General features: G+C 64.2%; 14 protein-coding genes. 8 read left to right on the top strand and 6 right to left on the bottom strand.

What is annotated here, in order from left to right:
• Positions 1-30 precede the first annotated feature (30 nt).
• Positions 31-675 carry a DsbA family protein gene (locus AB0H22_RS15990; RefSeq protein ID WP_358147490.1) on the top strand — a complete coding sequence of 215 codons (645 nt, stop codon included), beginning with the start codon at positions 31-33 and terminating at the stop codon, positions 673-675.
• Positions 672-1,895, top strand: a complete 1,224-nt coding sequence (locus AB0H22_RS15985; RefSeq protein WP_358147206.1) for a crosslink repair DNA glycosylase YcaQ family protein — start codon at positions 672-674, stop codon at positions 1,893-1,895. Before AB0H22_RS15990 ends, AB0H22_RS15985 begins: the two co-directional genes overlap by 4 nt.
• On the opposite strand, the gene AB0H22_RS15980 is transcribed toward AB0H22_RS15985, so the two are convergent.
• Complete coding sequence (locus tag AB0H22_RS15980; RefSeq protein WP_358147205.1) at positions 1,858-2,400, bottom strand: YceI family protein; 543 nt, start codon at positions 2,398-2,400, stop codon at positions 1,858-1,860. The two genes, AB0H22_RS15985 and AB0H22_RS15980, sit on opposite strands and share 38 nt — an antisense overlap.
• 123 nt (positions 2,401-2,523) lie before the next feature.
• Here AB0H22_RS15980 and thyX point away from each other — a divergent pair, with 123 nt between their 5' ends.
• The 3 genes from thyX to AB0H22_RS15965 all read left to right on the top strand — a co-directional run bounded on the left by thyX (position 2,524) and on the right by AB0H22_RS15965 (position 5,913).
• Complete coding sequence (thyX, locus tag AB0H22_RS15975; protein ID WP_358147204.1) at positions 2,524-3,276, top strand: FAD-dependent thymidylate synthase; 753 nt, start codon at positions 2,524-2,526, stop codon at positions 3,274-3,276.
• 69 nt (positions 3,277-3,345) lie between these two features.
• The gene (dapA, locus tag AB0H22_RS15970; protein WP_358147488.1) at positions 3,346-4,221 is read left to right on the top strand and encodes a 4-hydroxy-tetrahydrodipicolinate synthase; all 876 of its coding nucleotides are present in this window, start codon (positions 3,346-3,348) and stop codon (positions 4,219-4,221) included.
• Complete coding sequence (locus AB0H22_RS15965) at positions 4,222-5,913, top strand: ribonuclease J (RefSeq protein ID WP_358147203.1); 1,692 nt, start codon at positions 4,222-4,224, stop codon at positions 5,911-5,913.
• A gap of 10 nt (positions 5,914-5,923) precedes the next feature.
• On the opposite strand, the gene AB0H22_RS15960 is transcribed toward AB0H22_RS15965, so the two are convergent.
• From AB0H22_RS15960 to AB0H22_RS15950, 3 genes are read right to left on the bottom strand one after another with little or no spacing between them, the layout of a single operon-like run.
• Positions 5,924-6,799 (bottom strand): SAM-dependent methyltransferase, encoded by an 876-nt coding sequence (locus AB0H22_RS15960; protein WP_358147202.1) that lies wholly within the window; start codon positions 6,797-6,799, stop codon positions 5,924-5,926.
• A gap of 2 nt (positions 6,800-6,801) precedes the next feature.
• Complete coding sequence (locus AB0H22_RS15955) at positions 6,802-7,620, bottom strand: mycofactocin-coupled SDR family oxidoreductase (protein ID WP_358147201.1); 819 nt, start codon at positions 7,618-7,620, stop codon at positions 6,802-6,804.
• A gap of 1 nt (position 7,621) precedes the next feature.
• Positions 7,622-7,933 (bottom strand): putative quinol monooxygenase, encoded by a 312-nt coding sequence (locus AB0H22_RS15950; protein WP_180747966.1) that lies wholly within the window; start codon positions 7,931-7,933, stop codon positions 7,622-7,624.
• Between the two features lie 115 nt (positions 7,934-8,048).
• On the opposite strand from AB0H22_RS15950, the gene AB0H22_RS15945 reads away from it, so the two are divergent.
• Positions 8,049-8,630 (top strand): hypothetical protein, encoded by a 582-nt coding sequence (locus AB0H22_RS15945; RefSeq protein WP_180747965.1) that lies wholly within the window; start codon positions 8,049-8,051, stop codon positions 8,628-8,630.
• Here the strand turns inward: AB0H22_RS15945 and AB0H22_RS15940 are convergent.
• Complete coding sequence (locus AB0H22_RS15940) at positions 8,590-9,156, bottom strand: TetR/AcrR family transcriptional regulator (RefSeq protein ID WP_358147200.1); 567 nt, start codon at positions 9,154-9,156, stop codon at positions 8,590-8,592. The genes AB0H22_RS15945 and AB0H22_RS15940 overlap by 41 nt on opposite strands.
• A gap of 52 nt (positions 9,157-9,208) precedes the next feature.
• Positions 9,209-10,582: an oxygenase MpaB family protein gene (locus tag AB0H22_RS15935; protein WP_358147199.1), complete on the bottom strand. Its 1,374-nt coding sequence runs from the start codon at positions 10,580-10,582 to the stop codon at positions 9,209-9,211.
• 147 nt (positions 10,583-10,729) lie between these two features.
• Between AB0H22_RS15935 and AB0H22_RS15930 the strand changes: the two genes are divergently transcribed.
• Positions 10,730-11,272 carry a hypothetical protein gene (locus AB0H22_RS15930; protein ID WP_180747962.1) on the top strand — a complete coding sequence of 181 codons (543 nt, stop codon included), beginning with the start codon at positions 10,730-10,732 and terminating at the stop codon, positions 11,270-11,272.
• A 128-nt stretch (positions 11,273-11,400) separates the two neighbouring features.
• On the top strand, positions 11,401-13,902 hold the full coding sequence (locus AB0H22_RS15925) for a DNA translocase FtsK (RefSeq protein ID WP_180747961.1): 2,502 nt from the start codon (positions 11,401-11,403) through the stop codon (positions 13,900-13,902).
• The last annotated feature ends 291 nt before the right edge of the window (positions 13,903-14,193 follow it).

The raw sequence follows: 14,193 nt of genomic DNA, 5'->3' as shown, positions 1-14,193 counted from the left end.
CCCAGTGTGCTGCTCCCGCTGGCCATCCTGATGGCCACCGCGGTGCTGGCTCTCGCCGGTTGCACCCGCACTGTTGATGGAGCCGCGTCGGCGCCCGCCGAAGCCGCAGGCTGGGGGAGCAGCCAGGGTGCCGCCGTGACGGTGGGTGGCGCCGGTGATGTCGCCGCCGGTATCACCGTGTTCGTCGATTTCCAATGTCCGTTCTGCCAGCGATTCGAGGCCGAATACGGCGAGGACATCACGAAATACGTGACCGAAGGTCGGTTGCGGGTGACCTACCGGCCGGTGAGCTTCCTGGATCCGATCTCGGCCAGCGGCGACTACTCGTCACGCGCTGCGGCTTCGCTATTCCTGATCGACAAGTCGGGTGCCTCCGATGCGGTGATCCTGGGCTTCATCGGTGAGATGTTTCGTAGGCAGCCGGCCGAAGGCATTGGGAACCTCACTAATCTGCAGATCAGTGAGATAGCCGCCGGGGCCGGGGTGACGGGCGATGTGCTGCGCGAGATTTCGTCTCTTCAGATCGCCGATGCCGATCACCGACGGACTGCCGGCAACGAGCAGCAGCTGACCGACCAGGGGCTGGGAGGTGTCCCCGGCGTCGTCGATGGCTCGGGGGAGATCGTCGACCCGTCCGATCCAGACTGGTTGGCGCGTCTTGTGGGAGCCCGGTGAGCCGGTCGACGTTGAACGTCGGGCAGGCGCGGCGCATTGCAATTGCGGCCCAGGGCTTCACCGACACACCAGCGACATCGATCACGCGCGCGCATCTACGCAGGCTCATCGCCAGAATTCAGGTTCTGCAACTGGATTCGGTATCGGTTGCGGTGCGCGCACACTATGCGCCGGTGTTCAGCAGGCTCGGACCCTACGACCGCGCGCTTCTGGACGACGCTGCCTGGAGTCACAGCGCCCGAACGCCGCGGCTGCTCATCGAGTACTGGGCGCACGAGGCAGCACTGATGTCCATCCAGGACTGGCCGCTGATGCGGTGGCGGATGCGCGAATACCGGCACGGGCGGTGGGCGCGAAAGTTCGTCGAGGAAAATCCACAGCTCGTCGACGATGTGCTCGCAGCCGTCGCCGAACTCGGGCCATGTACCGCCGGACAGATCGAGGCATACCTGGAGAGGGAAGCGCCGGGCCGCAAAGGCCCGTGGTGGGATCGCAGCGAGACCAAGTGGATCGCCGAAGCCCTGTTTTCCTCCGGCGAGCTGACCACCGACAAGCGGGTCGGCTTCTCGCGGCATTACCAGCTGGCGCACAAGGTGATTCCCGCCGAGATCTACCAACGTGAGGTCTCCGATGAGGAGGCGGTGCTGGAGTTGGCGCGCCGCGCGGCGCGCGCGCTGGGCATCGCTACCGAGGCCGATATCCGCGACTACTTCCGGCTGTCGGCCGGGCAGATCAAACCAGCGCTGGCCGCGCTCGCCGACGCGGGGGAAGTCGAGAAGGTGGCGGTCGACGGGTGGAGTGCCCCGGCGTATCTGGCTGCTGGGCAGACGATTCCGCGTGTCGACCGTGGTACCGCGTTGCTGTGCCCCTTCGATCCGCTGATCTTCTTTCGTCCCAGGGTCGAGCGGCTCTTCGACTTCCACTATCGCATCGAGATCTATACGCCGGCGCCCAAGCGGCAGTACGGGTACTACGTCTGGCCGTTTCTGCTCGACGGGCATCTCGTCGGCAGGGTCGACCTCAAGGCCGATCGCACAACCGGGACGCTCAATGTAGTGGGAGCGTTCGCCGAGGCGGGGCAGGATCCGTCACGCATCGCCGCGCCCCTGGCCGAGCAGCTGGGCGCGATGGCCTCCTGGCTGGACCTCGACGCTGTCGCGGTGGGGAAGCGCGGCGATCTGATCAAGCCCCTTGGTGGCGTCCTTCGAACGACACGGTGACCAGGTCGGCGACCTTCAGCGATCCCATCGCCATCGAAAACGGCTTGACCTGATACGCCCGCTGAGACACTTCCGTCGTGAGGCTCAGGTGCTGGTCGTCACCGCTATCGACGACAACAAGATCGAGATCGACAATCTGCGTCACTCCGTGAATTGTCAGGGGACCATGCAGTCGGTAGCCCGCGTCGCTCTGCGTGATCCTCTCGGCATGGAACTCGATGGTGGGAAATCGCTTGGCGTTCAGCGTCTTCAACGCATTGGATCGCACGATGATTTTCTCGGGTGCAGTGAGCGGTGTCAGTCCGCCCTCGCCGCTTGCGACCCGCAGTGACTCCACATCGACCACGAGACTGGCGGATGATGGCAGGTCGTCGGAGTCGTCGATCGAGACGGTCCAGGACTCCATGACGATCGTCAGCCGGTGGCCCATGCGGGCGGCCCGCCCGGTGACACCGGTCTGCAGGGTCAGCGTGCCGTTCTGGGGTCCAAGCGTCCAGGAGCTCACGGGTCGATCGTATGTGTGACCGCTTGTGCCGCCGACACGCCGCGTGGCGGTTGGTTCGTATCGCACGTTGCCGCCGCAAGACGGCGTGTCGGCGAGGACTCACGCGGAAAGTAGGGTGTGCGCGTGGCTGAGATCGTGCCGCTGCGTGTGCAGCTGATAGCGAAGACCGACTTCATCGCACCTCCAGACATCGACTGGAGCACCGATGCCGACGGTGGATCCGCGCTGGTCGAATTCGCCGGCCGGGCCTGCTACCAGAGCTGGGCCAAGCCCAACCCACGCACGGCCACTAACGAGAGCTACCTGCGTCACGTCATCGAAGTGGGACACCTGTCGGTGCTCGAACACGCCTCGGTCACCTTCTACATCACGGGCATTTCACGCTCCTGCACACACGAGCTGATTCGACACCGCCACTTCTCGTACTCGCAGCTCTCGCAGCGGTTCGTCCCCGAGGCCGACTCCAACGTGGTGCTGCCGCCTGCCGTCGAAGAGGACCCGGAGCTGGTGGAGCTGCTGCGCAAGGCCACCGATGCCAGCCGCAGTGCTTACGTCGAGCTGCTGGAGAAGCTGGAATCCAAGCTCGCCGACGTCCCCAATGCCGTCCTGCGGCGCAAGCAGGCGCGGCAGGCGGCCCGATCGGTACTGCCCAATGCCACCGAGACCCGGATTGTCGTCACCGGGAACTACCGGGCCTGGCGGCATTTCATCGCGATGCGGGCCAGCGAGCATGCCGACGTGGAGATTCGGCGCCTGGCGATCGCCTGTCTGCGCCAGCTCGCCGACCTGGCGCCGTCCATATTCGGTGACTTCGATATCGCAACACTGGCCGACGGCACAGAGGTCGCGATCTCCCCGCTGGTCTACGAGGGATAAGACACAGAGGGCACGGCATATTCGCTTGGTCGGGGCGGGTATTCTCATGCCGTGACAGCAGGTGAAACAGTGGCGCGGCTCGGCACCGTGCTCACCGCGATGGTGACCCCGTTCGATGCCGATGGCGCCCTAGACGTCGATACCGCGGTCCGGTTGGCCGCGCACCTAGTCGACGCCGGATGCGATGGCCTCGTGCTCTCCGGCACCACCGGGGAGTCGCCCGTTACCTCCGATGCCGAGAAGCTGACCCTGTTGCGCGAGGTAGTGGCCGCTGTCGGCGACCGTGCCCGCGTCATTGCCGGGTCGGGGACGTACGACACCGCGCACACCATCAAGCTGTCCCGGGAGTGCGAGGCTGCCGGAGCGGACGGCCTGCTGGTTGTCACCCCGTATTACTCGCGGCCCTCACAGGCAGGGCTGCTGGCGCATTTCACCGCCGTTGCCGATGCGGTGAACGTGCCCGTCATCCTGTACGACATCCCGCCGCGTTCGGTCATCCCGATCGATTTCGGCACCATCCGCGAACTGGCGGCCCACCCGAACATCGTGGCCGTCAAGGATGCCAAGGGTGACCTGCACGGTGGCGCCCAGATCATCGCCGGCACCGACGTTGTCTACTACTCGGGCGACGACCCGCTGAACTTGCCGTGGCTGTCGGTGGGGGCGGTCGGATTCGTCAGCGTTATCTCGCACTTTGTGGCCGGGCCGCTGCGGGAGATGCTGGCGGCGTACAACGCCGGGGATGTGGAGACTGCCCGCAAGCTCAATGCCCAGGTGGCGCCCCTGACCGAGGCATGTAGACGACTGGGTGCCGTGGGGGCCGTGAAGGCCGGACTTCGGTTGCAGGGCATCGAGGTTGGCGATCCCCGCCTACCGAACGTGCCACCGAGCGCGGAACAGATCGAAGGATTGGCAGCGGATATGCGCGCTGCCGGGGTGCTGTAAGTGCCGTTAACCCCATCCGAGGATCTGCGCGCGCCCAAACCGCTCGCCGATGGCGCGTTGCGTGTGACGGCACTCGGCGGTATCAGCGAAATCGGCCGCAACATGACGGTTTTCGAGCTGCGCGGACGTCTACTCATCATCGACTGCGGAGTGCTTTTTCCGGGCCATGACGAGCCCGGCGTCGACCTCATCCTGCCCGATATTCGCCTTATTGAAGATCGACTCGACGATGTCGAGGCGCTGGTCCTGACGCACGCGCACGAGGATCACATCGGTGCGATCCCGTTCCTGCTCAAGATGCGCCCCGATATCCCAGTGGTGGGTTCGGCGTTCACGTTGGCGCTGGTGGAGGCCAAGTGCCGGGAGCACCGCATCACCCCACGGTTCGTGAAGGTCGCCGAGGGGGAAAGGTCCACCCACGGCGCTTTTGAATGCGAGTACTTCGCGGTCAATCACTCCATTCCCGACGCCCTCGCCATCGCCGTGCACACGGAAGCCGGGACGATCCTGCACACCGGTGACATCAAGCTCGATCCGCTGCCGCCGGACCGCCGTCCGACCGACTTGCCCGGACTGTCCGGGCTGGGGGATCGGGGCGTCGATCTGTTCCTCGTCGACTCCACCAACTCCGAGATTCCGGGGGTGGGCCCGTCGGAGAGCGAGATCGCCCCGACGCTCAACCGGCTCATCGAGACCGCCCGTGGCCGAGTGATCATTGCGTGTTTTGCCAGCAATGTGGCGCGGGTGCAACAGATCGTCGATGCCTCGGTGGCGCACGGCCGCCGTGTCGCACTTGTGGGCCGATCGATGGTGCGCAATATGGGCATCGCACGCGATCTGGGCTTCCTCGATATCGACGATCGCAATCTCATCAACGTAGAGGTTGCGAACGAGCTTGCACCGCAACGAGTCGTGATGGTCACCACCGGTACGCAGGGCGAACCGATGGCAGCGCTGTCGCGTATGGCGCGTGGCGACCACCGTCAGATCACACTGACCACCGACGATTTGGTCATCCTGTCCTCCTCGTTGGTGCCTGGCAACGAGGAGGCGGTTTACGGCGTCATCGACTCCCTCGCGAAGGTGGGCACTCGGGTGGTGACGAATACCCATGCACGGGTCCATGTTTCGGGCCACGCCTACGCCGGTGAGCTGCTCTACCTATACAACGCGGTGCGGCCGCGCAATGTCATGCCGGTGCACGGCACCTGGCGGCACCTGCGCGCCAATGCGGCGCTCGCAGTCAAGACCGGTGTCGACGATGACCGGATCGTTTTGGCGGAGAACGGCGTGAGCGTGGACCTGCACAACGAGCGCGCTCGTATTTCGGGGCGGGTTCCGGTGGGCAAGATGTTTGTCCAGGGCCTCGTTGACGGCGATGTCTCCGATGTGACCGTGGGTGAGCGTCTGGTCCTGGGTGGAGGAGGTTTCATCGCGGTCACCGTCGCGGTGCGCAGCGACGGACGCACCGTTGGTCGGCCACAGCTGTTCTCGCGCGGCTTCTCCGATGACGCCAAGGCGCTTGACCCGGTGACTGAACTGGTCATCGCGGAATTGAATTCTCTTGCTGGGCAAGCTGTCACCGATACCGGCCGCATCGCGCAGGCCGTGCGGCGAGTGGTGGGCAAGTGGGTTGGTGAGGTCTATCGGCGTCAGCCGATGATCGTGCCGACCGTGCTCACCGTGGACTGATCCCGGCGAGCTAGTTCTTTTCGGCGAGCACGGTCCGTTCGAGTTCGGTGGTCGACAGCCGCCGTCCGGCGGGCGTCAGATAGCGGTCCCGGTATTCGGGGCCGCTGACATCCTCGACCACTCGCCAGCCGTACTCGGCAAGCAGCGGTGCCACCGAAGTGGGTGATAGGCCGAACATCCATACCTGGCTGCGTACCCGAAACCGTTTGTACAGCATCGTGTTTCCATATAAATTCGAACCGTCGATGAAGTCGCGCTGAACGTAGGTAAGCGCGAGGCGGCTGCCGGGCGCTGCCGTGCTCAAGAAGGCGAACGTCGCGCGGACCGCGGGCTCGGAGAGGTACTGCGTCACGCCCTCCCAGATGAAGAAGGTGCGCGCCGTGATGTCATGCCCGGCCCGTTGCAGCGCGTCGGCCAGATCGTCCTGCTGAAAATCGACAGGGATCAGGTGAACCGACGGTGGTACCGCGCCCACCGCCTTCTCGATGGCGCGCCGCTTGACCGCCGTGTTCACCGGCTGGTCAACCTCGAACACCGGGACCGGAGAGGTTCGGGCCAGCCGGCACCCGCGGGTGTCCAACCCAGCGCCTAAATTGACCACCGAATCGAATGTGCCTGCGGAAGAAGCGAGTTGGTCATCGATATAGCGCTTACGGCACACGAAGATCGACCAGGCGCCCTGGCCGCTGCGCTCGGCCAGACGCACCAGAAGATTCCGCAGCGGTGTCCATGCCATGGCACGGACGAACCGCCGGAGCCCGCCGGGCAGGATCGGGGCCGCCAGGTCGTCGTCGAGAATCCGGCCGCCCCGTGGTTCATGCTGCTCGATCGCCGCGATGGCCATCGGACCGAAGGCGGTCTGCGCGGCGGGATTTGATCGTGTCACGCCTAACGCCTGTTGGTGAAGCCGGCGTCGATGGGGAGCGCGACGCCGGTGACGTACCGGGCATCCTCGGAGACCAGCCATGCCACCGCGTTGGCCATATCCTCGGCCTCCATAAGCACCACGGGTAGTGCGTGTCCGGTATCGGACATTCCTTCGGGTGCGCCGTTGGTGAACAGCGCCTCCGTCACCGGGTTCACCAGCATTGGTGTCGCGACACCCCCGGGGTGAATCGTGTTAACCCGAATATTATGTGGCGCAAGCATATTGGCATAGGACCGCATGAGGCCCACTAGTGCGTGCTTGGCGGCCGTATAGGCGAGTCCGCCGGGGGAGTTCATCACCATCCCGGTGAGTCCCGCGACCGAGCTTGTCAACACAATCGAGCCCCCGACGCCGCGCGCCACCAACGATGGCCGGGCCACCTCGATGGTGTGATACACCCCGGTGAGGTTGACGTCGAGAACATCGGTCCAGCCGGCTTCGCCGCTCTCGGGAGTCAGCGTGGCAATGCTGGCATTGGCGACCACAATGTCGACCGGGCCAAGCGCCTCGACGCCGGCGTCATAGGCCGCTTGTAGGGCATCCCTATCGCGGACGTCTGCCCGATGTGCCGTGATGCTACGGCCCAGCGCGTCAACCTCTTTGACCGTCAGATCAAGGTCCTCGGGTGTAGCCATCGCGTACTCCACCGACGCGATCTGCGAGCAGATGTCGACCGCGATGATGCTGGCTCCCTCGGAGGCCAGCTTGATCGCGTGTGCGCGGCCCTGGCCACGTGCCGCGCCGGTGATGAACGCGACCTTGCCGTCGAGTTTTCCCATATCAGTGCGTCAGATCTCCCTTGGCGGGATCGCCCGCTGGAAGAGGTTCGGCGATAACAATTTCCGGTGGCTGGGCCAATAGTGGGCCCACTTTGCCGAACATCGCGGTGACCGCGGGTGCCTTGCCGTGCGCTGCCAGTGCCTCGTTGCTCGCCCAGGATTCGACGAAGACGAACCGATCATGGGCCTCGTGCAGGGTGTACAGATCGCAGCCTGGCTCGTCGTGGACCAAGGGGATCGTTTCGAGGAGCGCGGCGCGAACCTCGTCGCGCTTGTCTGGCTGGGGATACAGGAACGCCACCACAGTGGGCATGGAACACCTCTCGTCGTTGGGAGTGGATCGATTTCCACCGTACCGAAGCTGGCTGGCAGCCACCGCTCGATAGGCTTTCCAATAATCAGCAGTCGCCGGGAGACGCGAGGGAACATTGACCGATCCAGAGCCGTCGCCGGGATTGCCGATCCGGACCGAGGTCGTCGTCACCGAGGAGCGACTGCAGACCCTTGCCAAGGGTGCATTCCGGACGGTCTTGCGGTCTAGGGGCGTATGGATTCTCCTCGTTCTGAGCGTTGTGTACGTCGCCTATTTCTTCGCCTTCGTGGGCACGACCGCAGGTGTCGTCATCTTGGTCGTAGTGGCGGCGGCAGTGGTGCTTGTCGCCGCGGTGCTTCGCTCACGTACCCGGCGGTCGATGCAGGCGATACCGGCCGGTACGGTGCAGCGCGCGGAGTTCAGATCGGCCGATTTCACCTACTGGACGCTGCGTGCGACGACGAATGCGCTGCTTGGGCAATCGTTTCTGACGGCTCGGTTCATGAGCGTGCGCGACTATGCCGAGATTCAGAATGTCGTGGCGAACGACGCTGTCGTGGGGATCATCTTTTCCGCGCGACCGGCTACGCGCGAGATCTTCCCCCGTGCGTTGTTTCCCGATGAGGCCCTCGCCTTGATATCCCGATACGCCAAGGTCACCGGGAAGTGGCAGTCTCCGTCGGCACCGACGAATTGAGCCAGACGGAGTACTCGTCGAGAGCGGCGTTGAGCCGCGTGCGGTCAACCTGGGTGCCGATCTCTTGGGCGCCGACCAGGATGCTGAAACCGATGCGCGCCAGGGTGTCGGCACGGTTCGGGCCAAACCCCGCCGTGATGTAGTGCTTCGTGAGGTGCTTGTGCCGAACCTGGTCGACACGATGCTGTGCCGCCGCGACATACCGGTCGGCCGTGGCCCACACCCGAATGGCCTTCTCAACCTCGTGGTCGGCATCGCGAGCCGCTTGTTCCAGGACTTCCAGGCGTTCCTGTGGATCGGCGACTTCATCCACGCGCTTGCGTTGCGCGGCGGTGACCTCGTTCTCCCAATGGTCGATGACGGCCTTATAGAACTCTGCCCCGCTGCCGAAGTGGTGATACAGCGAGCCGGTTGTCACACCGATCCTTCGGCACACGGCGGTGGTGGTGAGCGCCGGTTTACCGCCCAAGGCCAGCAGTTCGAAGGCGGCCCGGAAATAGTCGTCACGCGAGACCTTCTCGGCCATGCACTAACCATAGGTGAATCTATGGAAGAGATGAAGACCCAGATTGGCGCGCCTAGCCGCTGACATGCGGCGCGTGCGGCACCGGGCATCCTGCCGGTGTCGCCGCTGTCGCGTCATGGTGGGTATAGGACGCGTCGTGCATCCCGCCGAACTTGGCCAGTGCCTGGTTCAGCACGGTGGCAGACCACCAGAGCAGCTCGCCATTGCGTTGCCGGGCACGCTGTTTGGCGCCGGGCAGCTTGTCTAGGACGCGCCGGAACTGCACGTTGGCGTGCACAGCGATACCCGTTAACGCAGTCCACGGCTGTAGTCGGGCGTCACGCAGGGGAGTGGCGCGCACCAGCGCTCGCACCAGGTCCTCGCCGCCGTAGTACGCGGCGATACCGAGAACGGGAGTGAAGACCAGTCGACCGACGCGTCCGGTAAATCCCTTGTCCACGAAGCCGAATGCTGCGTTCATCATGATGTCGGTCCACTCCGAGGGTCCACCGGCGTAGGCGACCATGTAGTCCATGGTTTCCATGCCCTCGGCCACCGACTTCGGAATGAGCTCGTCGGCCACGCCGAAGACATAGGCGATGTAGGCCCAATACATCACGGCTGCCTCGAGATCAGCCGTCGTGCGCGTGCGCCCATGCTGGTGGTCGATGAGCGGCGGAATGAGCCCGAAGGTCATCGCCGCACCCATCATCATCGAATTGGAGATCGGGTTGCCGTGATGAGCGAACTGCTCGTTACCCCAGGACCGCCGCAGTCCGGCGCGCACCTGTGAGTGCATCAAACGCACCCGCACGGTGTCCTTGAAGGGCTCCGAAAAGCGTTCCAGGGCACCGCGATAGGTCATCTTCCGGAACCATGCGGTGGTTTCTAGGTTGCGCCGCAGTGTGTCGTTGACGAATCTTCCTGTCGCACCGGTGGCGTAGGCGACCTCATCGCCCACGAAGGTGCCGAAGGTGTCCCCGAATCCCATGCCGAACTTCGCGGCGAGCGACGAGTCGTTCCACAGTTGGCGCCCCTGCTCCCAGAGATTCGGGTCGTACCAGTCGGGCGGGTTGTCGAGCTGCTCGAACAGCGCCACGAACTCCGCCGGCGGATTCTCGACCGATTCGATGCCATGGTCGAGGGCTTGGTTGAGCATCGCGCGCCCCTGGCGCGCGGGCATCTTGCGGATGCGGTCCACCACGGCGTCCATGAGTTCATCGCCCTGCCACAGGTGATCGACGAGCAGCCGGGTCCGCGGTGTCTCCGGTGGGATCTCGTGGAACTCCATCCACGGTTTCAGGATGTCCTCGCGTGATTGCGTCCACATGGCGTCGTAGCGCAACCGTGGCGGCGCCGGCCGCAGCTTGTTGCCGGGCCGCCAGTAGCAGTCGTAGGGGTGCGTTTCGACAGGTGATGCGGTTGATAGGGCGCCGTTGCCACTCATGGGAGAAGGCTAGCGAGCATCCGGCCATGTTGGCAACAGTCATTGTCAAGTGTCTCGTCGGATTTCCTTCGGCGAGCCAAAAGGTCTGGTTACAATCAGTCTCGCTATTTTGCTGACTCGGTAACCACAAATATGGGGAGGGTTGGAGTGCGGTTTCTAACTCGATTGGCCGGCGTCGCCACGCTGACACTGGGAATGGTCCTGGGGTCGCTGGCCTCCGCGGCTGCGGATCCAGATATCTCCGGGGATCCGAATCCGTATCCCGACGTCAACAACATCACCAAGTTCAAACAGGCCGACTTCGAGCCATTTCTGCGCGATGACACCGATGGCGCCTGGTTCTCGACGCCACGAGGGTTGACCTGTGCGATCTGGATCGACGGCAGCTTTGGCTGCAATGGTTCGTTCCCCGGGGCACCTCCCGGTGCGAACCAGGTGGCCTGGTTTCCTGGCGATTGGCGCGCGCATTTCGACACCACCAACGAACCACTGTTCGCCCCAGGGACGCGTCCGCCGGTGCTTACACCGGGCAACTACCTCAACTATCGTGCCGTGAAATGCGCGGTGACCAAGGACGCCGGCGTCTACTGCTTCCGGGGCCATTCGGCCAGCAGTTACAACGGCGACCAGTTCTACATCGCGGCGAATCAGTCCTGGCTGGGTGAGACGAAGCCGCGTCCCGACCGCTAAGCCGCGTTTCGAAGGTCACGAGACCGTCTCAGGGCGGCCTCGCGTAGGTGACAAAACATTTGCCTACATGCGCTTTTATCCGTGTTGTAGATGGTGCAGATGTGGCTATTGCGACTAGGCTGTCGGCCATGGCGAGTAAGACTGTCAGCCGTTCACGTGGCCGGAACACCAAATCGGGAACCCGGTCGCGTAACACTGCGCCCACCCGTCGTCCGGCCCCGCGCCGCCGTAACCAGCGTCGTAACCAGCACTGGTCGGCGCCGCTGGTGGCAGTGGGTCGTGGCGCCCGCGCAGGCTGGCACGCCTGCGCGCAAGGAGTGGGAACCCTTTTTCGGTCGGTAGGCCGGGCTCGCGACATCGAGCACGGCCATCGGCGCGACGGTGTTGCGTTGGCATTGCTGGGTCTGGCGTTCGTGGTGGGTGCCAGCTCGTGGTTCCACGCGGCCAAACCAGTTGGCGGCTGGATCGACAGTGTCTTCCGTGCCGTCGTCGGTTCCGGTGTGGTGTTGGTTCCGGTGATCACTCTCGTCATCGCCGTGTTCTTGATGCGCACCGAGCCGAATCCCGAGGAGCGTCCGCGTCTGCTCCTGGGCTTCGCGATGGTCGCCTTGCCGATCCTCGGCCTGTGGCATCTGTTCGCCGGTTCACCCGATGGCCCCGAGGGACGTTCGATCGCGGGCGGTTTCGTCGGCTTTGTGATCGGTGGACCGCTTGCACAAGGCCTCACCGCATGGATCGCCGCACCGCTACTCCTGATGGCGATCGTCTTCGGGGTGCTGCTCCTGACCGGCACCACCATTCGCGATATCCCCGACACGCTGCGGAACATGTTCTCGCCCCGGGAGTATGACGAATGGGACGAGGACTGGGACGAGGACGACGAGAACGCGGACGACGCCGTGGAGCCGGAAGACGATTACGAGGCGACACGTGAATTCACGCGCGGGGCAACGCCGATGGAGAACTACCCCCTCCAGGAAGACAGCGTGGACGTTGCCGCGGCGCCCGCATCCGTTCCGTCCGCACCCAAGCCCGTGCCGGTGGTCAAATCGACCAAGAAGACCAAGCCGAAACCGCAGATGCCCGTTGTTGATCGGGTGATCGAGGGTCCCTACATGCTGCCCTCGCTGGATCTGCTCATCGCAGGAGACCCGCCGAAGGAGAGCAGCGCGGCCAATGACGACATGATCGCCGCGATCACCGGGGTGCTGGAGCAGTTCAAGGTCGACGCCGCGGTCACCGGTTTCAACCGCGGTCCTACCGTCACCCGTTACGAGGTCGAGCTCGGCCCCGGCGTCAAGGTGGAGAAAATCACCGCGCTGCAACGCAATATCGCCTACGCGGTGGCCACCGACAGCGTGCGCCTGCTGGCCCCGATCCCTGGTAAATCCGCGGTGGGTATCGAGGTGCCGAATACCGACCGCGAGATGGTGCGCCTGGCCGACGTGCTGACCGCGCCCGAGACCCGCCGGGATCACCATCCGCTGTTGATCGGTCTGGGCAAGGACATTGAGGGCGACTTCATTTCGGCCAACCTGGCCAAGATGCCGCACTTGCTGGTCGCCGGTTCCACCGGTTCGGGTAAATCCAGTTTCGTCAACTCGATGCTCGTCTCTCTGCTGGCACGCGCCACCCCGGAGGAGGTCAGGATGATCCTGATCGACCCGAAGATGGTGGAATTGACGCCCTACGAAGGCATTCCGCACCTGATCACGCCGATCATCACCTCGCCTAAGAAGGCGGCGGCCGCCCTGACGTGGCTGGTGGAGGAGATGGAACAGCGCTACCAGGATATGCAGGCCAGCAAGGTCCGGCACATCAACGACTTCAACGCGAAGGTGCGCTCCGGCGAGATCACCACACCGTTGGGCAGCCAGCGTGAGTACCGTCCGTACCCATTCATTCTCGCCGTCGTAGACGAGCTCGCCGACCTGATGATGACCGCCCCCCGCGATGTCGAGGAAGCCATCGTGCGCATCACGCAGAAGGCGCGCGCGGCCGGTATCCACCTGGTGCTGGCCACTCAGCGTCCGTCGGTGGATGTCGTCACCGGCCTCATCAAGACGAATGTGCCGTCACGCCTTGCCTTTGCGACGTCATCGCTCACCGACAGCCGCGTCATCCTGGACCAGCCCGGCGCCGAAAAGCTCATCGGTATGGGCGACGCGCTGTTCCTGCCGATGGGGGCGGGGCGGCCCATCCGCATGCAGGGTGCGTTCATCACCGACGAAGAGATCAGCGCGGTGGTGTCCGCCGCCAAGGAGCAGGCCGAACCCGACTACAACGAGGGCGTCACCAAGGCCAAGGTCGGTGGCGGACCAGGCAAAGAGGACGTCGACCCCGATATCGGCGACGATATGGATGCCTTGCTGCAGGCCGTCGAGCTGGTTGTATCGAGCCAGTTCGGCTCCACCTCGATGCTGCAGCGCAAGCTGCGCGTGGGCTTCGCCAAGGCCGGCCGTCTCATCGATCTAATGGAAAACCGCGGAATCGTGGGCCCCAGCGAGGGATCCAAGGCCCGCGAGGTGCTCGCAAAACCCGACGAACTCGCGGCGGTGCTCGCCTCCATTCGAGGCGGCGGGGGATCCGACGAGGACGAAGACGACGGCGGCGTCCCCGAAGACTTCTGAGCCACTGGGTGTATTTCCTGGTGTCGATTATGCGAGCCGGGGTCCGTCGACGATGATCTCCTTCGTTGCTGTAGCAACGAAGGAGATCTTGGTGAGTACTTCCCTGAGCGTGCGCAGTGGGCTCCTGTGGAACGGGAAGCCCGTTGGGGTTTCATTACTCAGGACTGGATACGGGCGTTAGCCAGATTTACTTCGGCCGACTCGCTCGCAGTAACTATTTCGCTGGGCTGTCGACAATTTCTGGCCAATGAGCCACCCCGGTCACTCGAAGGGAAACGGAACTAATCGGCC

It is taken from the genome of Mycobacterium sp. NPDC050853 (assembly GCF_040653875.1).
In the GTDB taxonomy this organism is placed as follows: Bacteria; Actinomycetota; Actinomycetes; order Mycobacteriales; family Mycobacteriaceae; genus Mycobacterium.
This window is presented reverse-complemented; position numbering and strand designations above follow the sequence as displayed.